The sequence below is a fragment of the Cellulosimicrobium funkei genome (genome assembly GCF_004519295.1).
Lineage (GTDB): Bacteria > Actinomycetota > Actinomycetes > Actinomycetales > Cellulomonadaceae > Cellulosimicrobium > Cellulosimicrobium funkei.
Window position 1 is genome coordinate 126,363 of the sequence record NZ_SOZH01000006.1, and the last position, 22,871, is coordinate 149,233.

The window sequence follows — 22,871 nt, forward strand, 5'->3', positions numbered from 1 at the left end:
GGTGCCCGTGACCGCCCGGGCGGCGACTAGGGTGGCCGCGTGAGCGAGACGCCCCTGCTGGTCCGCGACGTGCCCGAGGAGGCGCTCCTCGCCCGGATCTTCCCCCTGCTGCCCACGGCCCCCTCGACGCTCGTCGGGCCGGGGGACGACTGCGCGGTCGTCGCCGCGCCCGACGGCCGCTACGTCGTGTCCACCGACGTCCTCGTCGAGGACCGGCACTTCCGCCGGCGCTGGTCGACGGGCTACGACGTCGGCCGCCGCGCCGCCGTGCAGAACCTCGCCGACGTCGTATCCATGGGCGCGCGCCCCGCGGCGCTCGTCGTCTCGCTCGTCATGCCGGGCGACCTGCCGGTCGACTGGGTCACCGGGTTCGCGCGCGGGCTGGCCGACGCGTGCACCCCGCTCGGTGCCGCGGTCGTGGGCGGCGACCTGTCCGGAGGGGACCAGGTCGTGGTCGCCGTGACTGTCCACGGGGACCTGGAGGGTCGCGAGCCGGTGCTGCGGGGCGGGGCCCGGGCGGGTGACGTCGTCGCGCTCGCGGGGACGCTCGGGCGGTCCGCCGCGGGTCTCGCGCTGCTCGACGCCGGTCGCGCGGACGTCGACGACGCGCTCGTCGCCGCCTACCTGCGTCCCGACCCGCCGCTCGCCGCGGGCCCGGTCGCGGCCGACGCCGGGGCCACGGCGATGATGGACGTCTCGGACGGCCTGCTGCGGGACGCGGGGCGGGTCGCGCGGGCCAGCGGCGTCGTCGTGGACCTGGACCCGGGCGCGCTCGACGCCGACCGTGCCCGGCTGCGGGACGCGGGCGCCGCGCTCGCGGGCGAGGGCGACGGGGCGGAGCTCGTCGACGGGTGGGTCCTGTCCGGGGGAGAGGACCACGGTCTGCTCGCCACGTTCCCCGCGGCGGCACCGCTCCCGGCCGGGTTCCGGCGGCTCGGCACGGTGCGTCCCGCGGGCGACGACGGCGCGGGCGTGCGCCTGGACGGCGCGGTGCCGCGCCGGTCGTCGGGGTGGGACCACTTCCGCGCCTGAGCGCGGGGGTCAGCTCCGGCGGTAGCGGACGGCGGTGAGGTCCTTGCCGCCGATGTCGTCGCGGCGCTCGACCCCGTCCGGGCTGAACCCGTGCCGACGGTAGAACCGGCGCGCACGCTCGGCGTCCTCGAGGACCCAGAGCGTGACGGTGGTGCCGGGGCCCACCTCGCCGAGCATGGTGCGCATGAGGTCGCGCGCGACACCGCGGCCCCAGGACTCGGGGTCGAGGTAGATGGCGTAGATCTCGAGGTCCCCGGGCTCGGCATCCTCGTCGCGACCCGGGCCGAGGGTGGCGAAGCCGATGGTGCGGCCGTCGGCGTCGGCGAGCCACGTGCGCGCCCCGGCGGTGCCGAGGCTCTGGACCCAGTGCTTCTCACGCTGGTCGTGGTCGAGGGAGGCGAGGTACTCGTCCGGCACGATGCCGGCGTACGCGCCGCGCCACGACGCGATGTGCACGGCCGCGATGGCGCGCGCGTCCGCGGGGCCGGCCGGGCGGATCGTTACCTCGCTCAGTTCCGTCACCATGAACAAAGACTGCCACCCGGGCGGGGATACACCAAGCCCGTTTGTCCGGATCCTCAGGAGGTCTTCGGAGCTCGGGCGTCCGGGGCCGCAGACGACGAGAGCGCCCGCCGGGGACCGGCGGGCGCTCTCGTGGAGGAGTCGCGCGACTCAGGCGGGGCGGGTGACCTTGCCGGCCTTGAGGCACGAGGTGCACACGTTGAGGCGCTTGGGCGTCCCCGCGACCACGGCGCGCACGCGCTGGATGTTCGGGTTCCAGCGGCGCTTCGTGCGGATGTGGGAGTGCGAGATGCTGTGCCCGAAGCCCGGGCCCTTGCCGCAGACGTCGCAGTTGGCAGCCACGGTTTCTCCTGATCGTCGTGCACGTCGCGCACGCAGCGGCGACGTCCTGAATGGTCTGTAGGGTGTCCGGCCCGGTGTTCCTCGGCGGCTCCTCGACGACGTCGAGGGCGCGCGAAGCACCCGGGCAACCTCGTCAGGGTAGCCGATCCGAGGCCCTCAGCTCAAACCGGGTCCGCGTCGCACGGATCACGTCGGACCCGGGGCGGCTCGCCCCACGACCGGGGGCCGGGTTGACTACCGTGGTCCCGACGACCGCCGGGTCGTCCGACCCGCCGCGCGCGGCCGGGCCGTCCCCCAGCGTACGAGGAGCCGTCCCGACGTGAGCCCAGGAGCCGACGTGGTCGACGCCGCCGTCGTCGTCGCGTGGGGTCGTGGTGGTGTCCACGCCCTCGCCCAGGCGCGCGCGTCGCTCGACCGCGTGAACGTCTTCCCCGTGGCCGACGCGGACACCGGCACGAACATGTACCTCACGCTGCTCGACGCCGTGCGGGCGCTGCCCGCGGGCACGGCGGACACCGCGGGCTCAGCGGGCGGGGCGGGCGACGTCCTCGTGCGTCTCGCGCGCGGGGCGCTCGTCGGCGCGCGCGGCAACTCCGGCGTCATCCTCAGCGAGTACCTGCGCGGGCTCGCGCTCGAGCTCGCCGAGCACCGGACGGTCTCGGGGGCGGCGCTCGCCGTCGGCCTGGACCGCGCCGCGCGCAAGGCCCGGGGCGCCGTCGCACGCCCGGCGCCGGGCACGATCCTCACCGCGGCGGACGCGGCGGCCCGCGCGGCCGCGGACGTGGTCACGGACGGCGACCCCTCGCCCGGTGCCGTCGCCGCGGCGGCGCGGGACGGCGCCCGCGCGGCGGCGCTGCGCAGCACCGACGAGCTCGACGCGCTAGCACGGGCACAGGTGCTCGACGCCGGGGCCCTCGGCCTCGTGCTCGTGCTCGGCGCGCTCGTCGCGGCGCTCGACGAGCGGACCGGCGGATCGGGCCGCACGCAGATCGACGAGCCGGGCCGCGGGCTCGTCGACGCGCGCCTCGACGAGCCCGGCGCGGTACCGGGGACCCCCGCGCCGGTCGTGTCGGAGGTGCTGGGCATGATGTCCGGCATGACGCCGGTCACCGGGTCGTCCCCGGGGGCGGCGTCGGGGACCGAGGCCGCGCACGAGGGGGGCGAGTTCGAGGTGATGTACGTGGTCGACCTGCCGGGCGGTGCCCTCCGCGACGCCGCGGGCGCGTCGACGGGACCGGGGGAGCGGCTGCGGTCCGACCTGTCCCGGATCGGGGACTCCGTCGTGGTCGTCGGCGGCGCGGGCGAGGACGGGTCGGGGCTCTGGCAGGCGCACGTCCACACCGACGACCCGATGGCCGCGGTCGTCGCCGGGCGGGCGGTGCTCGCCGACGCCCAGGGCCGCGCCTCGCGGGAGGGAGCAGGAGCGCTCGTCGCGCTGCGGCAGGTCCGCGTGCGCCACCTGCCGGGCGCGCACGGGCACGGTCACCGAGCGCAAGCGGGCGGCACCACGGCGGACCGTGCCCCGTCCGACGAGCCGGGGCTCGTCGCGGTGACCAGTGCACCAGGGCTCGTCGCGGACCTCGCGCGCGCGGGCGCCGTCGTGCTCCTGCGCGACGAGCCCGGTGCGCCCGACCTCGCGGCGCTGCACCGCGTCGCCGTCGACGCGCGCGCGGCGCACGTCGTGGTGCTGCCCGGCGGCGACCTCTCCGAGCAGGACGTCGCGACGCTCCGCGCAGCCCTGCGCGAGGACGGCGTCGAGTCGCTCGAGGTGCTCCCGGCCCCGACGGACCTGCACGTGACGGTCGCGCTCGCCGCCGCCCAGCTGGTCGACGGCCCCGGACGCGTGGACGCCGTGCGGTCCGCGCTCGCCACGGTGCGCACCTCCCGGGCGTCGGCGGCCGGGACGGACGGCCCCGAGGTCGCGCGCCGGCTCGTCGGGCTGCTGGAGAGCCTGCTCGAGCGTCCCGCCGAGGTCGTCACGGTCCTCGCGGACGACGACGTCCCCCTCCCGGCGCTCGACGCGCTCGCCCCCGCGGCCGCCCGGTCCGGGGCCGAGCTCGTGCTCCTGCGCTCGGGCCGGGACGGCGGCACCGTCGCGCTCGCCGTGGAGGGCGCCGTCGTCCACCACGGCACGGACGAGGTGGTGGGCGCATGACGGACCGGCTGGCCGAGCCGCTGACCCGCGCCGTCGGGACGCGCAGCGCGGGGCCGCTCGCGAAGCTCGGCCTCGAGACGGTGGGCGACCTGCTGCGCCACTACCCGCGCCGCTACGGTGATCCCGGCCGGCTCACGGACCTCGGTGGGCTCGCCCTCGGCGAGCACGTGACGATCGTCGCCCAGGTCCGCAGCGCGACCGTCCGGCGCATGCGCAACCGCGCGGGCGCCATCCTCGAGGCGATCGTGACGGACGGCCCGCAGCAGCTCTCCCTCACGTTCTTCGCCAAGAGCCCCAACGTGCTGCGCTACCACGAGCAGCGGCTCGCGCCGGGGCGGCACGGCCTGTTCACGGGCGTCGTCGGCCTCTACCGGGGCACGCGCCAGCTCACGCACCCCGACTACAAGATCATCGGCATGGACGACGACGCCGAGGACGCCGAGAGCGCCGTCCTCGAGGCGAGCAGGCCCATCCCCATCTACCCCGCGAGCGGGAGCATCCCGAGCTGGAAGATCCAGCCCGCCGTGCGGACCGTCCTCGACCCGCTGCGCGAGGAGGACGTCCCCGACCCGCTGCCCGACGCCGTCCGCGAGAGGCGCGGGCTCGGTACCCGGCTCGAGGCGCTGCGCGACGTCCACGAGCCGTACGACGAGAAGCAGTGGCGGCGCGGTCGCGACCGGCTGCGGTACGAGGAGGCGTTCGTCCTCCAGGCCGCGCTCGCGCAGCGGCGCGCGCGGGCCGCCGCCGAGCCCGCGACCGCCCGCCCGCCCCGGCCGGAGGGCGAGCCGGGCATCCTCGCGGACTTCGACGCGGCGCTGCCGTTCACGCTCACGCAGGGACAGCGCGAGGTGGGCCGGGAGATCGCCGCCGACCTCGCGCTCGCGCGCCCCATGCAGCGGCTCCTCCAGGGCGAGGTCGGCTCTGGCAAGACCGTCGTCGCGCTGCGCGCGATGCTCCAGGTGATCGACGCCGGCGGCCAGGCGGCGCTCCTCGCGCCCACCGAGGTGCTCGCCGCGCAGCACGCGCGGACCCTGCGGGCGCTCCTCGGGCCGCTCGCCGAGGGCGGGTTCCTCGGGGGCGGCGAGCACGGGACGCGCGTCGCGCTCCTCACCGGGTCGCTCGGTGCCGCCGCGCGCAAGGAGGCCCTGCTCGACGCCGCGAGCGGCGCGGCGGGGATCGTCGTGGGCACGCACGCGCTGCTCTCCGAGAACGTGCAGTTCGCCGACCTCGGGCTCGTGGTCGTCGACGAGCAGCACCGGTTCGGCGTCGAGCAGCGCGACGCGCTGCGAGCGAAGGCGCGCACCTCCCCGCACCTGCTGGTCATGACGGCGACGCCGATCCCGCGCACTGTCGCGATGACCGTGTTCGGCGACCTCGAGACGTCGTCGCTCACGGAGATCCCCGCCGGGCGGTCGGGCATCACGACGCACGTCGTGCCCGCCGGGAACCCCACCTGGATGGAGCGGACGTGGGCACGCGTGCGCGAGGAGGTCGACGCCGGCCACCGCGCGTACGTGGTGTGCGCCCGCATCCACCCGGACGAGCCGGACGCCGACGCGGGCGGGACGGGGGACGACGACTTCGACGACGTCCCGGACTTCCTGCTCGACCCCGAGGCGCCCGACGCCGTCGAGCGGCCGCCGCTGCGCGCCGTGCTGGAGGTCGCGGAGGAGCTGCGCGCCCACCCGCGGCTCGCCGGGCTGACGGTCGGCGTGCTGCACGGCCAGATGCCGCCTGCCGAGAAGGACGCCGTGATGGCCGACTTCGCGTCGGGAGCCGTCCAGGTGCTCGTCTCCACGACGGTCGTCGAGGTCGGCGTCGACGTCCCGGAGGCCACGGCGATGGTCGTGCTCGACGCGGACCGGTTCGGCATCTCCCAGCTCCACCAGCTCCGCGGACGCGTCGGCCGCGGGTCGGCCGCCGGGCTGTGCCTGCTCGTGTCGACCGCGCAGCCGGGCACGCCCGCCGCGACGCGCGTCGAGACGCTCGCGCGCACGACGGACGGGTTCGAGCTCGCCACCGTCGACCTCGAGCTGCGCAGCGAGGGCGACGTCCTGGGTGCCGCCCAGTCGGGGCGTGCGAGCTCCCTGCGGCTCCTGCGCGTCGTCAAGGACGCGGACGTCATCGAGACCGCGCGGGCGGACGCGGCAGAGGTCGTCGCGCAGGACCCGGACCTCGCGGACCACCCGGCGCTCGCTGCCGCGATCCGCGAGCAGCTCGACCCCGAGCGCGAGGAGTTCCTCGAGCGTGCGTGACGGCGGGGCGCCGCGGCGTCTGCGTAGGGTGGGCGCGTGACGAGGATCGTGGCGGGAACAGTCGGTGGGCGCACGCTGCAGGTCCCGCCCCGCGGCACGCGACCGACGAGCGAGCGCGTGCGGGAGGCGATCTTCTCCCGGCTCGAGCACCTCGGCGTGGTCGACGACGCGCGCGTCCTCGACCTCTACGCGGGCTCCGGCGCGCTCGGCCTCGAGGCGGCGAGCCGCGGCGCGGCCGACGTCACGCTCGTCGACTCCGCGCGGGTCGCGGCCGACGTCGCACGACGCAACGTCGCCGCCCTCGGCCTGTCGAACGTGCACGTCGTCGCGCAGCCGGCCGAGGCGTTCGTCGCGGGCGTGGCGGCGGCCGCGGCGCAGCGGTCGGCGGCCGGGGACGCGGCCGGAGCGGCCGGTGCGTCGTCCCGGGGGCGTGCGGGCCACGGCCCCTTCCACCTCGTGCTCGTGGACCCGCCCTACGACGTGACGGCCGAGGCGCTCGAGCGCGTCCTCGCGCACCTCGCCGTGCCCGGCGTGCTGGACCCGGCCGCCGTCGTCGTCGTCGAGCGCTCGACGCGCACGCCCGAGCCGACGTGGCCCGCCGGCTGGGAGCTCGTCGCGCACAAGGACTACGGCGAGACCGCGGTGTTCTTCGTCGGCCCGCAGCTCCCCGACGACGCATAGCCCGCCGCCCACCCGTATCCGGCCCCACGTCCCCGTCGACAAGGTGGTTCTGGCTCGTCCGGGTCGGTTGACGCACCCAGACCGCCTGCTCGGCCTGCCGGGACTGCCTGGTCGGTGGGGGCGTCCGCGGGACCGGGGGGTCAGGCAGTCGGGGCTCGGGTCTCGGCCGGGGAGAGGGTGCCGACGGGCACGGTCGCGAGGGCGGCGGGGTCGTCCGGGTCGACGAGGCGGACGCTGTCCCCGCCCGCGGCGTCGAGCAGGCGGCGGGTCGCGGCGTCGTCGGCGACCGTGCCCTCGCTCTCGCGGAGGTTCTCCGCGAGGAACGCGCGCAGCGGCGCGGCCGGGACGTCGTCCTCGGCGGCGTGCGGGCCGAGGGGGAACGACACGAGGAGGAGCGCGGGCACGCGCTCGCCACCCGGGCCGTCGCCGGGCTGGAAGTAGGGGAGCGCCAGGACGCGCGCCCCGAGGCGCGCGTAGAACCGGAGCCGCGCGACCGGGTCGCCGTGGGCCTCGCTGCCCGTGTGGTGCGCGGGGTGCTCGACCTCGCCCACGACGACGAGCGGGTCGAGCGCGCGCCAGTCGTCGAGCGCCGTGGTGACGAGACGACGGCCCACGCCGCCGCCGCGGCGTCCGCGGGCGATCGCGAGGTAGAGCACGAGGAGGACGCGCGCGTCGGCGAACCACTCGCCGACCACGCCGGCGACGACGCGGCCCTCCTCGACGACGCCGAGGCTGCGCAGCCGCCCGCTCGCGTGGGCGTCGAGCAGCTCCTGCTCGTCGACGAGCTCGGCCGGCGGGAACGACGGCACGAGGACGTCGCGGTGCAGCGAGCGCAGCAGTGCGGGGTCGGTGAGCGGGACGACGGCGGGGGTGGTCACGTCGACCATCGTCGCGCCCGACGACGGTCGGCGCGCGCCCGGCCGCGCCGCCCGGGTCCAGCGGCCCCCGTGTACTACCGTGACGAGGTGACCACAGCCGTCTGTCCCGGGTCGTTCGACCCGATCACCCTGGGCCACCTCGACATCGTCCGCCGTGCGCGCGCCCTCTTCGACGAGGTCGTCGTCGGCGTCGCGCGGAACGCGTCGAAGTCGGCGCTCCTGAGCGTCGACGAGCGCGTGGACCTCGCGCGGTCCGCGGTGCGGGACGCGGGGCTGGACGGCGTCCGGGTCGAGGTCGTGCCGGGGCTGCTCGTCGACTTCTGCCGCGACGTCGGTGCGACGGCGGTGGTCAAGGGCCTGCGCGGCGGCGCCGACTTCGACGCGGAGCTGCCGATGGCGCTCATGAACCGGCACCTCGCGGGGGTCGAGACGGTGTTCGTCGCGGGCGACGCCGCGCTCCTGCACGTCGCGTCGTCGCTCGTGAAGGACATCGCGCGGTACGGGGGACCGGTGGACGACCTCGTCCCGCCGGGGGTGGGCGACGCCGTCCGGGCGGCGCTGGCACGGACGCAGGGGACCAGCAGGTGAGCACGACGGGAAGGACCGGGTACGTGAGCGAGCAGCAGGACCGACGGCCGACGCACGACGACCGCGCGGGCGAGGAGGCGCAGGTCGGGTTGAACGCGATCCTCGACGACCTCACGCACCTCGTCGAGTCGGCGCGCACGATGCCGATGTCCGCGTCGGTGCTGGTGCACAAGGGCGACGCCCTCGCGCTCCTGGACGAGCTGCGGGGCGCGCTGCCGGAGCAGCTCTCGCACGCGGACGAGGTGCTCGCGCAGGCGGACGCCGTGCTCGAGGACGCGCACCGGCAGGCGGAGGAGATCCTCACGACGGCGCGCGCCCGGGCGATCGAGCTCGTGCAGACGGAGCAGGTGGTGGTCCAGGCGGAGGCGCGCGCCCGCGACATCGTCGACGAGGCGCAGGAGGCGGCGGCCGTGCTGCAGCGCGACGCCGACGACTACTGCGACCGGCGGCTCGCGGACTTCGAGGTGGACCTCGGCAAGCTCCTCGCGCAGGTCCAGGCCGGCCGGGCGAAGCTCGCGGACCGGCTCGGCGACCGCTTCGGCGACGCCGACGAGTCGCCGTTCCCGGCGACGATGCGCGAGCGCGGCGGGGAGCGCGCGGCCCGCTGACGGGCGTGCCGGTCGCCGGGCCCGACCACCGTCGTGGTCGGCGCCGCGAAGGTGGCGACCACGGCGTCCGGTGACGTAAGATCGATGTTTGGCTCGTCGCGTTACGCGTCGACCCGTGCCTGGCAGCCGCCGTCGAGTGGTCGCCGGCCCCCGACCATCGTTGACCACCGTCCGCGGGCGCCCACGCCTGCGGGCTCCGATCCTGGAGCGCACCATCACCGCCGAGAAGACGTCGCCGCTCGTGCTCGACACGCACGAGCTCGGTCGGCGACCCGGGAGCATGCTGACGGTCCGCCGGACCGTCCCCGCGCCGGCCGACCTCGGGACCGCCGTCATCGGCATCCCCGAGGGCAGCGAGCTCGAGCTCGACCTGCGTCTCGAGGCCGTCATGGAGGGCGTGCTCGTCTCCGGGACGGTGACGGGGCGCGCGGTCGGGGAGTGCGTGCGCTGCCTCGACACGGTGCACGAGGACGTCTCGGTCGAGCTCGGCGAGCTGTTCGCCTACCCGGAGCGCGCGAAGGCCGCCGAGGAGTCGGGCAACGACCTGGAGGACGCCGAGGACGTCTACGAGCTGGACGGCGACCTCGCGGACATCGAGCCCGCGCTACGGGATTCGGTCGTCACTGCACTACCATTCAGTCCGGTGTGCCGAGCGGACTGCCCGGGGCTGTGCTCCGAGTGCGGTGCGCGCCTGGCGGACGACCCGGGCCACACCCACGAACTTGTCGACCCTCGCTGGTCGGCGCTGGAGAGCATGTTCGACACCTCGAACGTGTCCGACGAGACGAAAGAGAGCTAGCCGTGGCTGTTCCGAAGCGCAAGATGTCGCGCAGCAACACCCGTGCGCGTCGTTCGCAGTGGAAGACGACCGCCGCGAACCTCACCACCTGCCCGCAGTGCAAGGGCGACAAGCTGTCGCACGCGGCGTGCCCGACGTGCGGTACCTACAAGGGCCGCCAGTACGCCGAGGCGCTGCGCACCGAGCACGCAGGCTGAGGCGCGTGGCACCGGCTGCACCGGCATCCGGTCTTCTCGAGAAGCTCGGGGTCCATCTGGACCCCGAGCTTCTCGTGCTTGCGCTCACGCACCGGTCGTTCGCGCACGAGAACGGCGGCATCCCCACGAACGAGCGTCTCGAGTTCCTCGGTGACACCGTCCTGGGCCTCGTCGTCACGGAGACCCTCTACCGCCGCCACCCCGACCTGTCCGAGGGCGAGCTCGCCAAGATGCGGGCCGCGACCGTCTCGCAGAAGTCGCTCGCCGCGATCGCGCGCCGGCTCGGCCTGGGGCAGTACGTGCTGCTCGGCAAGGGCGAGATCCGCACGCGCGGCAACGACAAGGACTCGATCCTCTCCGACACGGTCGAGGCGATCATCGGCGCGGTCTACCTGAGCCACGGCCTGGAGCCCGCCCGCGGGCTCGTGCTCGGGCTCGTCGAGCCGACGCTGTCGGCGGCGGCCGGTCTGGGCGCCGGGCTCGACTGGAAGACGTCGCTCCAGGAGGCCGCGGCCACGGCCGGGCTGAGCGCGCCGTCGTACTCGAGCGACGCCGTCGGCCCGGACCACGCGCGGGTCTTCACGTCGTACGTGCACCTCGACGGCCGCCTCTACGGCACGGGCAGCGGGACGGCGAAGAAGTACGCCGAGCAGGAGGCCGCGGAGCGCGCGTACCGCGCGCTCGCGGCGGAGCAGGCCGAGCGCGAGGCGGCGTCCGCGGCCTCGCCGGTCGCCGCCGAGGACGCCGGTGCCTGAGCTGCCCGAGGTCGAGACCGTCCGTGACGGTCTCGCCCGCCACGTCGTGGGCGCCCGCGTCGTCGACGTGGAGGTGCTGCGCGACTACAGCGTGCGGCGCCACGAGGGCGGGCCGGCGGGCTTCCGCGACGAGCTGCTCGGCCAGCGGCTCGGCGCCGCGGTGCGCCGCGGCAAGTTCCTCTGGCTCCCGCTCGAGCCCGCCGCCGGGTCCGTCGACGGCCCCGCCGCCGCCCTGCTGGCCCACCTCGGGATGTCGGGCCAGCTCCTCGTCCGCTCCGGCGTCGCGCTCGCCGACCGCTCGCCGCACCTGCGGGTGCGCGTGGTGCTCGAGCACGACGACCGCACCGCCTACGGTGCGCAGGCGCTCGACTTCGTCGACCAGCGCACGTTCGGGCACCTGTCCGTCCAGGACCTCGTCCCGACGCCCGACGGAGCCCCCGGCGGCCTCGGCTCCGACCTCGCCGCGGTCCCGGCGCCGGTCGCGCACATCGGCCGGGACCTGCTCGACCCGTCGCTGCGGCGCGCCGATGTCGTGGACGCGATCCGGCGTCGTCGGACGGGCGTCAAGCGCGCGCTGCTCGACCAGACCGTCGTGTCCGGGGTCGGCAACATCTACGCGGACGAGGCGCTGTGGCGCGCCCGGCTGCACTACGCCCGCGCGACGGACACGCTGCGCCGTCCCGAGGCGCACCGCCTGCTCGACGCGGCGGCCGAGGTCATGACCGAGGCCCTCGCGCAGGGCGGCACGAGCTTCGACGCGCTGTACGTCAACGTGAACGGGCAGTCCGGCTACTTCTCGCGGTCGCTCGCCGTGTACGGGCAGGAGGGCGAGCCGTGCCCCCGGTGCGGCACGCCCGTCCGGCGCGACGAGTTCATGAACCGGTCGTCGTACACGTGCCCGCGGTGCCAGCCGCGCCCCCGCAACGGCCGCTGGTAGACCCCGGAAGCGTCCCCGCTGAGTGCAGGAAAAAGTCGCGTCCGGGCCCACCCGACGCGACGATGCCATGCACTCAGCGGGGGACGACGTTGCGGAGCTCGCGGCCCGCGCGGAGCGCGTCGAGGTTGGCGTTGACGAGCTCGGACGCGCGCTGGGGCCGGTTGCCCGCGACGTGCGGCGTGAGGACCAGGCGCGGCGCGTCCCACAGGGGCGACTCCGTGGGCAGGGGCTCGGACCCGGTGACGTCGAGCGCGGCGCCGCCGAGGCGCCCGTCGTGCAGCGCGGCGACGAGCGCGTCCTCGTCGACCGTGGCGCCGCGGCCGACGTTGACGAAGACCGCGTGGTCGGGGAGCTGGTCGATCCGCGCGGCGTCGAATGCGTGCCGCGTCGTGTCGAGGGCGGGCAGGAGCGAGACGAGCACGTCGGTCGAGGCGAGCACGTCGGGGAGGTCGTCGTCGGTCACGACGGGGAAGCCGTGCCGCTCGCCGCGGCGGCTCGCGACGCCCGTCACGTCGGCGCCGAGCGCCGCGAGCAGCGGCGCGAGCCGGGCGGCGATCGAGCCGAAGCCCCACACGGTCACGCGTGCGCCGTCGAGCGTGTAGCGCGCGGCCGTCGCCGGGTCCGCCTGCGCCTGGTTCACCGCGGTGTCCCACCGGTGCTCGCGCTGCGCCGCCCCGAGCACGTCGAGTCGGCGCACGGCGGCGAGGACCAGCGCGAGCGCGTGCTCCGCGACGGGGCCGTCGTGCAGGGACCGGCCGGAGGTGATCGTCACGTCCGGCCCGAACCCGGCGGCGAGCACGGCGTCGGGGCCTGCGGCGAGCGTCTGGACCCAGCGCAGGCGCGGGAGCCGCGCCGCGGCGTCGGCGAGGTTCTCCGCGGAGCCGCCCCACACCACGAGCACCTCGGCGTCGGCGTCCTCGGGGCGGAACGGGGCCGCGGCGTCGTACACGACGACCTCGTCGTCCGGGCCCGCGTGCACGTCGAGGGCGATGGTGCCGGGCACGAGGATCTTCACCGCTGCTCCTTGAGGTCGTCCGTGTCGTCGTCACGGCCCTCGCGCTGCGCGGGACGGGCCGCCTCGCGAACGTATCACCGCGCCCGCGCCGCCCCGAGACGGTTCGGCGCTGGTGCGGCGCCCGGTCCGCGACCCGGCCGTGCCCCGGACGACTCCCCAGGCGCGACCTGCGTCGCGGCGATATGTTCGCGGTGTTCCGACGACGCGCCGTCCGCGCGCCGTCCCGGTCGGCCCCGGCGGGGTCGCGGCTTCGGGGGTGGGGGATGGGCTCGTCCACGGGCGCGCCGACGCACGCTGAGGTGCGCGCGGCGATCACGGCACGGACACCGAAGAACTACATCACGTGGCTCACGCTCGCGTTCATGATCACGTCGTCGGTCGCGAGCCTGCGCGCCGCGCCGACCATGGCGGTCTACGGCCTCGCGGCCGTGTTCCTCTACGTGGTCCCGGCGCTCGTGTTCCTGCTCCCGACGTCGCTCGTGTCGGCCGAGCTGGCGTCGGGGTGGTCGGGCGGCGTGTACCGCTGGGTCGCGGACGGCGTGTCGAAGCCGCTCGGGTTCCTCGCGATCTGGTGCCAGTTCGCGATGACGATCTTCTACTACCCGAGCCTGCTCGGGTACGTCGCGAGCACGTTCGCCTACGTCATCAACCCGAGCCTCGCGAGCAACGGGCTCTACGTGGCGATCGTCATCGTCGTGCTCTTCTGGACGGGCGTGTGGCTCTCCTCCCAGGGCACCAAGACGGTCGCGGGGCTGTCGAGCTGGGGCCTCGTCATCGGGACGCTCGTCCCGGCCGCGATCCTCGTCGTGCTCGGCGTCGTCTTCCTGGCCCAGGGCAACCCGTCGGCCGCGCCGATGGACGCGCAGCACCTGCTGCCGGCCTGGACCGGGCTCGCGTCGCTGGTGCTCATCGTCAACAACTTCCTGTCGTACGCGGGCATGGAGATGAACGCGGTGCACGTGACGAGCCTGCGCAGGCCGGCGACGGAGTTCCCGCGGTCGATGTTCCTGGCGATCGGGCTCGTCCTCGTGATCTTCATCCTCCCGGCCGTCGCGATCAGCTGGGTGATCCCCGCCGACCAGCTCAGCCTGACCGCCGGGGTGATGCAGGCGTTCGACGCGTTCTTCGCCAACTTCGGCGTGAGCTGGCTGACGCCGATCCTCGGCCTCATGCTCATCGCGGCGTCGCTCGGCGGCATGCTCACCTGGCTCGCCGGGCCGTCGAAGGGCCTGCTCACGGTCGCGCGCGAGGAGGGCTACCTGCCGCCGTTCCTGCAGCGGCTCAACAAGCACGGCGTGCAGCAGAACATCCTCGTCACGCAGGGTGTCATCACGACCGGCATCGCGCTCCTGTACGCCTTCATCCCCGACGTCTCGAGCGCCTACTGGATCCTGTCCGTCATCACGACGCAGGTGTATCTCGTCATGTACCTGCTGCTGTTCGTCGCGGCGGTGCGGCTGCGCCGTCGGGCACCCGACCACCCGCGCGGCTACCGCGCGCCCGCGCTGACGCTCCTGTGCGTCGTCGGGTTCTGCGCCTCGGTGGCCGCGATGATCATCGGGTTCGTGCCGCCCGCGCAGTTCTCCAGCGGGAACGTGGGCGTCTACGTGCTGATCGTCGGTGGCGGCCTCGGGATCATCGGCATCCTCGTCCCGGCGCTCTTCTACCTGCTGCGCAAGCCGTCCTGGAAGGACCCCGAGGCCGCGGCGCTCGCGGCGGCGGACGAGGCGGGGGAGGGGGACGCGGCATGACCACGACCCGCCCCTCCCACGTCCCCGAGCACGAGCCCGAGCCGGTCTCGTCGAAACGGTGGGTCACGTACACCGCCGCCGCGCTGCTCCTCGTCGCCCTCGGCGCCGTCATGCTGATCATGTTCGACAACGTGCGGTCGAACCGCGACGCGCGCGAGGCCGAGCAGAAGGCGGCCGAGCTGCACGAGCAGTTCGCCGCGATCGGGATCACCGCCTTCAGCGAGGAGACGATCGCCGACGTCCTCGGCGACGACGGCGGCGGCTTCTGCGCCGACCCGGCCGCCCTCGTCGAGGCGACCGCCAACCTCGGCGCGGCGAACGGGGCCGCCGGCCCCGGCCTGCGGCCCTCCGTGCTCGACGAGCGCCGGCTCGCCGGCGACCGGCTCGTCATCGAGGTCTACTGCCCCGACCAGCTCGCCGCGTTCGACGCGTACGTGGACTCGCTCGACCTCGACCCCGGCCGCACCACCGAGCAGGGCGGCGAGGGCACCGACGCCACCACCGGAACCACGACCGAGGAGGACGCGTGAGCCAGCCGAGCACCGGAGCACGACCCGACGCCACCGGGCACGTCGAGGAGGTGCGGGCCGCCGTGCAGGGCCTCCTGCCGCGCGCGCTCGACGACCTGCGCACGCTCGTCGCCATCCCGTCCGTCGCCGACGAGCGCCTCTACCCCCGCGCCGAGTGCGAGCGCGCCGCCCGCTGGGTGGCCGACGCGTTCCGCGCGGAGGGGATCGACACGCGCCTGGAGGTCACGCCCGACGGGTCGCAGGTCGTCCTGGGCCACCGTCCCGGGCCCGACGGCGCGCCGACCGTCCTGCTCTACGCGCACTACGACGTCCAGCCGCACCTCGACGACGCGGCGTGGACCAGCCCGCCCTTCGAGCTCACCGAGCGCGACGGTCGCCTCTACGGGCGCGGCGCCGCGGACTGCAAGGGGAACGTCGTCACGCACCTCACCGCGCTGCGGGCCCTGCGCGCGCTCGGCGGCGACGACCTCCCCGTCGGGGTCCGGCTCGTCGTCGAGGGCTCCGAGGAGCAGGGCACGGGCGGCCTCGACCGGTGGGTCGAGGCGAACCCCGGGGCGCTCGCGGCCGACGCGATGCTCGTCCAGGACACCGGCAACGCCGAGCTCGGCCTCCCGACGCTGACCGTCACCCTGCGCGGCGCGGCGAACGTCGTCGTGCACGTCGAGGCGCTCGAGGGCGAGATCCACTCCGGCATGTTCGGCGGCGCCGCGCCCGACGCGCTCGCGGCTCTCGTCGCGATCCTCGCGAGCCTGCGCGACGAGCACGGCGACACGACCATCGACGGCGTGCCGCCCGCCGTCGCGCACGGCACGTGGGACGGCGTCGCGTACGACGAGGACCAGTTCCGCCGCGACGCGGGCGTGCTCGACGGCGTCGGGCTCGTCGGGACCGGCAGCGTCGCCGACCGGCTGTGGGCGCGGCCCGTCGTGACGATCCTCGGGATCGACGCGCCGAGCGTCGTCGGCTCCGCGGCCGCGATCCAGCCGCGCGCTTCGGCGCGGCTCAACCTGCGCGTACCGCCCGGCGCCGACGCCCAGGACCTGCAGGACAAGCTCGTCGCGCACCTCGAGGCCCACGCGCCCTGGGGGGTGCGCGTTCGGGTCGAGCGCGACGCCGTCGGGCAGCCGTTCGCGGCGCGCACGAGCGGGCACGTGTTCGACACGCTCACGGGGGCGCTCGCGGACGCGTACGGGCGCGAGACGGTCACCGCGGGCCAGGGCGGCTCGATCCCGCTGTGCAACGTGCTCGCCGGCCAGTACCCGGACGCGGAGATCGTGCTCCTCGGCGTCGAGGAGCCCGCGTGCCTCATCCACGCGCCGAACGAGTCGGTCGCGCCCAGCGAGATCGAGAACCTCGCGGTCGGCGAGGCGCTGTTCCTCACGCGCCTCGGCGAGGGCTGACGTCGCGGGCTCACCGCACCGCGGGGGCCTCCTGGTCGAGCGCCCAGCGGTAGGCGGGGAGCCCGAGCAGCTCGGCGTGCGTCCCGCGCGCGACGACGCGCGCGGGGGCGCCGTCCGGCGCGCCGTCGGGGACCCCGAGCAGCAGCACCTCGTCGACCGCCTCCAGCGCGCTCAGCCGGTGCGTCGCGAGGACGACGCCGCGCCGGTCCTGCGCGGCGCGCGTCGTCGCGACGAGGTGCCGCACGAGCGCGTCGGCACTCGCGGCGTCGAGGTGCTCCGCGGGCTCGTCGAGCAGCAGCAGCGGCGCGGGGGACAGGAGCGCGCGCGCCACGAGCAGACGGCGGCGCTCGCCGCCCGAGACCGTGGTGGCGTCGGGGCCGAGCAGCGTCTCCAGACCGTCGGGCAGCGCGGCGAGCCACGGGTCGAGGCCGACGGCCCGCAGGGCGGCCTCGGCCTCCTCGGTCGTGACGTCGCCGCGCGCGACGCGCAGGTTCTCCAGCACGGTCGTGTCGAACACGTGCCCGTCCTCCGCGACGAGCACGACGTGGTGCGCCACGTCCTCGCGCGCGAGGTCGGCCGTCGGGACGCCGTCGAGGAGCACGCGCCCCGCGACCCCCGGGACGAGCCCGGCGGCGGTCGCGAGCAGCGTCGTCTTGCCGACGCCCGACGGCCCGACGACGGCGACCGCACGGCCCGGCGTGAGCGCCAGGTCGACGCCCTCGACGACGGTGCGTCCGGTGCCCGGCCAGCCGGCCGCGACGTCGTCGAGCACGAGGGACGTGCGCGGGTCGGGGGCGCGGCCCGACTCGCCGGGGGCGGGGGTCGGCGCGCGGCCGGCCGCGGGCGTCGGCCCGTCGAGGAGCCCGACGACGCGCGCGGCGGCCTGCCGCGAGCGGTGGAGCTGGACGGCGGCTGCGGGCAGCGTGTTCGCCGCCTCGAACACCGCGAGGGGCGTGAGGACGATGACGGACAGCTCGACGGGCGCGAGCGTGCCGGCGGTGACGGCCGGGATGCCGAGCAGGAGCGACGCGAGCACCGCGAGGCCGACGGCGAGCGCGGCGATCCCGGCCGCGACCCCGGCGGGGCGGGCGCCGTCGTCGGTCACGCGGGCCAGCGCCCGGTCGGTCGCGCGCAGGTCGTCCAGGCGCGTGCCGAGGCGCCCGGACACGGCGAGCGGCCCGGACTCCTCGAGGATCTCTAGCGTCGTGGCGGTCATCGCCGCGCGCGTCGTGGCGCCGCGCGCCTCGACCTCGCGCGCCGACCGGGCGGAGAGCCACGGTGCGACGACGGCGGCGAGCAGGAGGCACAGCGCGAGCGCTACCCCGGCCGCGGGCAGGAAGGCGCCCACGAGCACGACGGACCCCACCGACACGGCGAGCGCGACCCCGGCGGGTACGAACGCGCGCACGACCACGTCACCGACCGCGTCGACGTCCGCGCCGACGCGCGCGAGCAGGTCGCCCCGCCGCAGCCCCACGAGCGCGGCGGGCGAGCCCTGCGCCAGCGCGGTGTAGAGCTTGGCGCGCAGGGACGCCATGCCGCGCAGCGCGACGTCGTGCGACGCGAGCCGCTCCAGGTACCGGAAGACGCCGCGCGAGATCCCGAACGCGCGCACGCCGACGACCGCGACGGACAGCGTGAGGACCGGCGGCATCTGCGAGGCGCGCGCGATGAGCCACGCCGCGGCGGCCGCGAGGCCGACGGCGCTCCCGAGCGAGAGCGTGCCGAGCACGACCGCCCACACGACGCGGCGCCAGCGCACGTCGAGCAGCCCGACCGCCCGCCACAGCGGGTCGGCGGCGAGGCGGGCACGAGGTCCGGTCACGGGACGCTCCCCTCGGGGGTCGTGGAGGTGGCGGCGCCGACCGCCACGGCGGTGTCCCAGGGGTCGGCCGGGTCGACGCCCGGGCTCGCCGGGGACGGCTCGAGCCGTGCGGAGCGGACCTCGACGACGTCGTCCGCCGCGCGCACGAGCGAGGCACGGTGCGCGACCACGACGACGGTGCGCCCCTGGTCGCGGAACGCGCGCACGGCGTCGAGCACGACCTGCTCGCCGCGCGCGTCCAGGTGGGCGGTCGGCTCGTCGAGCACGACGAGCGGGACGCGCGCCGGGTCGCCGAGCAGCGCCGCGGCGAGCGCGACGCGCTGCCGCTGGCCGACGCTCAGCCCGACACCGCCGCGCCCGACCTCGGTGTCCCAGCCCGCGGGCAGCGTGGCGAGCACCGTGTCGAGGCCGGCGGTGCGCGCCGCGCGGTCGAGGTCGGCGTCGGTGACGTCCAGGCCGCCGGCGACGACGTCGCGCAGCCGCCCCGGCGCGAGCACGGGGCGCTGGGGGAGCCACGCGACCTGGGGCCAGTACGTCTGGGGGTCGACGTCGGCCAGGTCGAGCCGGGCGCCGTCGGGCGCGGTGAGGGTCGCGGTGCCGCGGTCGGGCCGCACGAGGCCGAGCAGGACCATCGCCGTCGTCGTCTTGCCCGCGCCGCTCGGCCCGGTGAGGGCCACGACGCGGCCGCTCGAGGTCCCGAGCCGGAGCTCAAGGTCGAGGTCGGCGGGCGCGAGCACGTCGCGGTCCCCGGCCCGCACGCTCACGCCGCGCAGGGCGAGCGTCGTCCCGGCGAGCGCGGGCGCGGGCGCGGTGCCCGGCGCGGGCGCGTCCTCGTCGAGGACGGCGAACGCCTGCTCGGCCGCGGCGATGCCGTCGGTCGAGGCGTGGAAGTGCAGGCCGACCTGGCGCAGCGGGAGGTAGACCTCGGGCGCGAGCACGAGCACGGCGAGCGCCGGCTCGAGCTCCATGCCGCCGTGCACGAGGCGCAGGCCGACGCCCACGGCCACGACCGCGACGGACAGCGTCGTGAGGAGCTCGAGCACCATGCCGGAGAGGAACGCGACGCGCAGCGTGCCCATCGTGGCGCGGCGGTTGGCCTCGCCGAGCGCGCGCACGCGCCGCTCGGGGCCGCGCGCGCGACCGAACGCGAGGAGCGTCGGCAGGCCGGCGAGCAGGTCGAGCACCTGCGCGCCGAGCCGCTGCATGACGACGAGGCGCCGCTCCGACGTCCCCGCGGTGAGGCGCCCGACGAGCGTCATGAAGATCGGGACGAGGGGGATGGTCACGGCGATGATCACGGCCGAGACCCAGTCCAGGCCCAGCACGACGGCGAGCGTCGCGGGCGTGACGGTGGCGGCGAGCAGGAGCTGGGGCAGGTACCGCACCATGTAGGGCTCGAGCTGGTCGAGCCCGCGCGTCGCGAGCGTCGCGACCTCGGGGCCGCGCCCCGAGGCCAGCCACCGCGGGCCGAGCGCCACGGCATGCGTGACGACCTGCTCGCGCAGCTCGGCGACGGTGCGCGTCGCGGCACGCAGCGCGAAGCGCTCCTGCGCCCACGAGGTGCCGGCGCGCGCGGCGACGACGGCGGCGAGCAGCCCGACCCGCGGCCCCAGGTCGGCCAGGTCGGCCGTCCCCTGGACGGCCGGTGCGAGGACCGACGCGAGGACGAGGGCCTGGGCGACGACCAGGGCCGCCGTGGCGAACCCGAGCACCGCCGTCAGGACGACGTACCCTCGCGCGGCCCGCGCGTGGCGCAGGAGCCGCGGGTCGAGCGGCTTCACGAGCCGGTGCCCCCGCCGTCGGTCAGGCCGCGGCCGGTCGAGCCGCCCGAGGACGCCCCGCCGAACGCCGCCTCGCGGACCTTCTTGAGCGACAGGCCGGCGGGCGCGGGGATGTCCTTCGTCGACAGGCGGCGGCGGAACACCCAGTACGTCCACGACTGGTAGGCGATGACGAGCGGCGTGAGGATCACGGCGACCCACGTCATCACGGTGAGCGTGTAGTCGGTCGACGACGCGTTGTGCACCGTCAGCGAGTTCGCCGGGTCGACGGCGGGCATCACGTCGGGGTACATCGAGCCGAAGATCAGCACGACGGCGGCGACGATCGTGAGGGCCGACGCCGTGAACGCGCGTCCCTCGGAGCCCTTGCGGTTCGCGAGGAGCGTCGTCACGAGCCCGGCCGCGGCGAGCACGACGGCGGCCCACGTCCAGGGCACCGAGTACGCGACCTGGGCCCAGACGGCCCAGCCGCCGGCGAGCACGAGCGCGGCCACGCCGAAGACCGAGGCGTGCTGACGGGCGCGGGCGCGGATCTCGCCGTCGGTCTTGAGCGCGACGAAGACCGAGCCGTGCAGCAGGAACAGGCTCAGCGTGACGAGACCGCCGAGGAGCGCGAACGGCGACAGGAGCGAGAAGAAGCCGCCGACGAACTGGTGGTCGGCGTCGAGCTGCACGCCGCGCACGAGGTTGGCGAACGCGACGCCCCACAGCACGGCGGGGACCCACGACCCGACCTGGATCGCGACGTCGCAGCGGCGCGCCCAGCCTTCGTCGCGGATCTTGCCGCGGTACTCGAACGCGACGCCGCGCACGATGAGCGCGACGAGGATGAGCAGGAGCGGCAGGTAGAAGCCGGAGAAGAGGGTCGCGTACCACTCGGGGAATGCGGCGAACGTCGCGCCGCCCGCGGTGAGCAGCCACACCTCGTTCCCGTCCCAGACGGGGCCGATGGTGTTGATGAGGACGCGGCGCTCCTTCTCACGGTGCTCCTTGTCACCGCGCGGGAGGATCGACAGCAGCATGCCGACCCCGAAGTCGAAGCCCTCGAGCACGAGGTAGCCGGTCCACAGGACCGCGATGAGCACGAACCAGACGACGGCGAGATCCACGGTGTCTCCTGAGTTTTCTGGGCGGGTTCAGGCGCGTCGGGTCAGTACGCGAAGGACAGCGGACGGTCGGCGGACTCGGAGTCCTCGTCCGGCGGCTCCTGGGCCTCCGGGGACTCGTCGCGGACCGTGAGCGGGACGCCCTCGATCGCGTAGCGCCGCATGAGCGTGAACCAGACCGCGGCCAGCGCCCCGTAGACGAGCGTGAAGACGATCATCGAGGTCAGCACCACGCCGGGGCTCACCACGGTGGACACGCCACGCTCGGTGAGCAGCCGGATCTGGTCGATGCCCGTCGGGTTCGGCGCGACGACCCAGGGCTGGCGGCCCATCTCCGTGAAGATCCAGCCGAACGAGTTCGCGAGGAACGGCATGGGGATGGCGATGAGGCCGACGCGCGCGAACCACTTGTTGTCGGTGACCCGGCCCTTGCGGGTGAGCCACAGCGCCATGAGCGCGAGGAGCACGGAGCCGGCGGCCATGCCGATCATGAGCCGGAAGGACCAGTAGGTCATCGCGAGGTTCGGCGTGTACGTGACGGGGTCGCCGGAGGCGGTGACGTCCCCGTAGCGCTCGGTCATCTGCTCCTGGACGTCCTCGACGCCGGGCAGGTAGCTCTCCGGCCCGGAGAAGTGGCCCGTGCCGAGGTAGGACGCGAGGCCGGGGATCTCGATGAGGTGCCGGACGTTCTCGCACGAGTTCGACAGGTCGCCGATCGTGAGGATGGAGAACGCGGCACCCTCGGAGCCCTGGCAGAGCGCCTCGGCCGACGACATCTTGCCGGGCTGCTGCTCGTACATGATCTTGCCCTGGATGTCGCCGGAGACGGCGACGCCGAGCCCGCCGACGAGCATGGCGATGACGCCGAGCGTGACGGCCGGGCGGTAGACGTCGCGCGCGAGCTCGACGTTCTCCGCCTTGCGGGTGCGCACGAGACGGACCATCCACCAGGCCGCGATGCCCGTGACGAACGTGCCCGCGGTGAGGAAGGTCGCCGTGATCTGGTGCGGGAACGCGGCCCACAGGGTGTTGTTCGTGAGGACGGCGCCGATGTCGTTCATCTCGGCGCGCCCGGTCTCGGGGTTGAAGATCGCGCCGACCGGGTGCTGCATCCACGAGTTCGCGGCGAGGATGAAGAACGCGGAGAGGTTGGTCGCGATCGCGACGGCCCAGATGCACGCGAGGTGCACCTTCTTGTTGAGGCGGTCCCACCCGAAGATCCACAGGCCGAGGAACGTCGACTCGATGAAGAACGCGGCGAGCGCCTCCATGGCGAGCGGCGCGCCGAACACGTCGCCGACGAAGCGCGAGTACTCGCTCCAGTTCATGCCGAACTGGAACTCCTGCACGATGCCGGTGACGACGCCGAGCGCGAAGTTGATGAGCAGCAGCTTGCCGAAGAACTTCGTCAGGCGCAGCCAGCGCTCGTTGCCGGTGCGGACCCACGCCGTCTGCATGATCGCGACGAGGGGCGACAGGCCGATCGTCAGCGGGACGAAGATGAAGTGGTAGACGGTCGTGATGGCGAACTGCCACCGCGCCAGGGCTAGGGCATCCACGTGCGCTCCTCGGGGGGCCCGACCGGGTCGGGGAAGTGACGGCGGAGTATCGGGAGGTGCCGCCGGGCGGGGGCCGGTGAGAGACGGCCCGGGTCCGGCGCTAGGTCCCAATCTGCCGCATCCGAGGGCCGGGAGATGACGCGAAGTACTGAAAA

21 protein-coding genes are annotated in these 22,871 nt (G+C 75.4%); 13 read left to right on the top strand and 8 right to left on the bottom strand.

Annotation, left to right across the window (positions count from 1 at the left end; all coding sequences use genetic code 11):
• Positions 1-39 precede the first annotated feature (39 nt).
• The gene (locus tag E1O70_RS11285) at positions 40-1,032 is read left to right on the top strand and encodes a thiamine-phosphate kinase (RefSeq protein WP_061266810.1); all 993 of its coding nucleotides are present in this window, start codon (positions 40-42) and stop codon (positions 1,030-1,032) included.
• A 9-nt stretch (positions 1,033-1,041) separates the two neighbouring features.
• Here the strand turns inward: E1O70_RS11285 and E1O70_RS11290 are convergent, their stop codons facing one another.
• Positions 1,042-1,557: a GNAT family N-acetyltransferase gene (locus E1O70_RS11290; protein WP_021483587.1), complete on the bottom strand. Its 516-nt coding sequence runs from the start codon at positions 1,555-1,557 to the stop codon at positions 1,042-1,044.
• Between the two features lie 147 nt (positions 1,558-1,704).
• Entirely contained in the window at positions 1,705-1,896 is a 192-nt protein-coding gene (gene rpmB, locus E1O70_RS11295) for a 50S ribosomal protein L28 (RefSeq protein WP_024840757.1), read from the bottom strand.
• Between the two features lie 319 nt (positions 1,897-2,215).
• Between rpmB and E1O70_RS11300 the strand changes: the two genes are divergently transcribed.
• From E1O70_RS11300 to rsmD, 3 genes are read left to right on the top strand one after another with little or no spacing between them, the layout of a single operon-like run.
• A complete protein-coding gene (locus tag E1O70_RS11300) occupies positions 2,216-4,051 on the top strand; it encodes a DAK2 domain-containing protein (RefSeq protein ID WP_128957474.1) in 1,836 nt (611 codons plus the stop codon).
• A complete protein-coding gene (gene recG / locus E1O70_RS11305) occupies positions 4,048-6,306 on the top strand; it encodes an ATP-dependent DNA helicase RecG (RefSeq protein ID WP_061266808.1) in 2,259 nt (752 codons plus the stop codon). Before E1O70_RS11300 ends, recG begins: the two co-directional genes overlap by 4 nt.
• Before the next feature lie 36 nt (positions 6,307-6,342).
• The gene (gene rsmD, locus E1O70_RS11310) at positions 6,343-6,987 is read left to right on the top strand and encodes a 16S rRNA (guanine(966)-N(2))-methyltransferase RsmD (protein WP_061266807.1); all 645 of its coding nucleotides are present in this window, start codon (positions 6,343-6,345) and stop codon (positions 6,985-6,987) included.
• A gap of 140 nt (positions 6,988-7,127) precedes the next feature.
• Here the strand turns inward: rsmD and E1O70_RS11315 are convergent, their stop codons facing one another.
• Positions 7,128-7,865, bottom strand: coding sequence for a GNAT family N-acetyltransferase (locus tag E1O70_RS11315; RefSeq protein WP_128957475.1), 738 nt, complete (start codon positions 7,863-7,865; stop codon positions 7,128-7,130).
• 87 nt (positions 7,866-7,952) lie between these two features.
• Between E1O70_RS11315 and coaD the strand changes: the two genes are divergently transcribed.
• From coaD to mutM, 6 genes are all read left to right on the top strand, one after another.
• The gene (gene coaD / locus E1O70_RS11320; RefSeq protein ID WP_031315746.1) at positions 7,953-8,453 is read left to right on the top strand and encodes a pantetheine-phosphate adenylyltransferase; all 501 of its coding nucleotides are present in this window, start codon (positions 7,953-7,955) and stop codon (positions 8,451-8,453) included.
• A gap of 23 nt (positions 8,454-8,476) precedes the next feature.
• Positions 8,477-9,061: an ATP synthase subunit B family protein gene (locus tag E1O70_RS11325; protein ID WP_082774221.1), complete on the top strand. Its 585-nt coding sequence runs from the start codon at positions 8,477-8,479 to the stop codon at positions 9,059-9,061.
• A 280-nt stretch (positions 9,062-9,341) separates the two neighbouring features.
• Positions 9,342-9,860 carry a YceD family protein gene (locus E1O70_RS11330; RefSeq protein WP_174526019.1) on the top strand — a complete coding sequence of 173 codons (519 nt, stop codon included), beginning with the start codon at positions 9,342-9,344 and terminating at the stop codon, positions 9,858-9,860.
• Between the two features lie 2 nt (positions 9,861-9,862).
• Entirely contained in the window at positions 9,863-10,057 is a 195-nt protein-coding gene (gene rpmF, locus E1O70_RS11335; protein WP_021482203.1) for a 50S ribosomal protein L32, read from the top strand.
• A 5-nt stretch (positions 10,058-10,062) separates the two neighbouring features.
• A complete protein-coding gene (gene rnc, locus E1O70_RS11340) occupies positions 10,063-10,812 on the top strand; it encodes a ribonuclease III (protein WP_061266805.1) in 750 nt (249 codons plus the stop codon).
• Positions 10,805-11,749 (top strand): bifunctional DNA-formamidopyrimidine glycosylase/DNA-(apurinic or apyrimidinic site) lyase, encoded by a 945-nt coding sequence (mutM, locus tag E1O70_RS11345; RefSeq protein ID WP_061266804.1) that lies wholly within the window; start codon positions 10,805-10,807, stop codon positions 11,747-11,749. Before rnc ends, mutM begins: the two co-directional genes overlap by 8 nt.
• A 73-nt stretch (positions 11,750-11,822) precedes the next feature.
• Here mutM and E1O70_RS11350 read toward each other — a convergent pair whose 3' ends face one another.
• Positions 11,823-12,764 (bottom strand): NAD(P)-dependent oxidoreductase, encoded by a 942-nt coding sequence (locus E1O70_RS11350; protein ID WP_061266803.1) that lies wholly within the window; start codon positions 12,762-12,764, stop codon positions 11,823-11,825.
• A 263-nt stretch (positions 12,765-13,027) separates the two neighbouring features.
• Here E1O70_RS11350 and gadC point away from each other — a divergent pair, with 263 nt between their 5' ends.
• From gadC to E1O70_RS11365, 3 genes are read left to right on the top strand one after another with little or no spacing between them, the layout of a single operon-like run.
• Entirely contained in the window at positions 13,028-14,515 is a 1,488-nt protein-coding gene (gadC, locus tag E1O70_RS11355) for a glutamate/gamma-aminobutyrate antiporter GadC (RefSeq protein WP_082774226.1), read from the top strand.
• A complete protein-coding gene (locus E1O70_RS11360; RefSeq protein WP_061266802.1) occupies positions 14,512-15,045 on the top strand; it encodes a hypothetical protein in 534 nt (177 codons plus the stop codon). Before gadC ends, E1O70_RS11360 begins: the two co-directional genes overlap by 4 nt.
• Positions 15,042-16,445, top strand: coding sequence for a dipeptidase (locus tag E1O70_RS11365; protein WP_061266801.1), 1,404 nt, complete (start codon positions 15,042-15,044; stop codon positions 16,443-16,445). The genes E1O70_RS11360 and E1O70_RS11365 overlap by 4 nt, the downstream gene beginning before the upstream one ends.
• 10 nt (positions 16,446-16,455) lie before the next feature.
• Here E1O70_RS11365 and cydC read toward each other — a convergent pair whose 3' ends face one another.
• From cydC to E1O70_RS11385, 4 genes are read right to left on the bottom strand one after another with little or no spacing between them, the layout of a single operon-like run.
• Positions 16,456-18,270: a thiol reductant ABC exporter subunit CydC gene (gene cydC, locus E1O70_RS11370; protein WP_061266800.1), complete on the bottom strand. Its 1,815-nt coding sequence runs from the start codon at positions 18,268-18,270 to the stop codon at positions 16,456-16,458.
• Positions 18,267-20,051, bottom strand: a complete 1,785-nt coding sequence (gene cydD, locus E1O70_RS11375; protein ID WP_061266799.1) for a thiol reductant ABC exporter subunit CydD — start codon at positions 20,049-20,051, stop codon at positions 18,267-18,269. The genes cydC and cydD overlap by 4 nt, the downstream gene beginning before the upstream one ends.
• Positions 20,048-21,160 carry a cytochrome d ubiquinol oxidase subunit II gene (gene cydB / locus E1O70_RS11380; RefSeq protein WP_061266798.1) on the bottom strand — a complete coding sequence of 371 codons (1,113 nt, stop codon included), beginning with the start codon at positions 21,158-21,160 and terminating at the stop codon, positions 20,048-20,050. The genes cydD and cydB overlap by 4 nt, the downstream gene beginning before the upstream one ends.
• A 41-nt stretch (positions 21,161-21,201) precedes the next feature.
• Positions 21,202-22,716: a cytochrome ubiquinol oxidase subunit I gene (locus tag E1O70_RS11385; RefSeq protein ID WP_061266797.1), complete on the bottom strand. Its 1,515-nt coding sequence runs from the start codon at positions 22,714-22,716 to the stop codon at positions 21,202-21,204.
• Positions 22,717-22,871 lie beyond the last annotated feature (155 nt).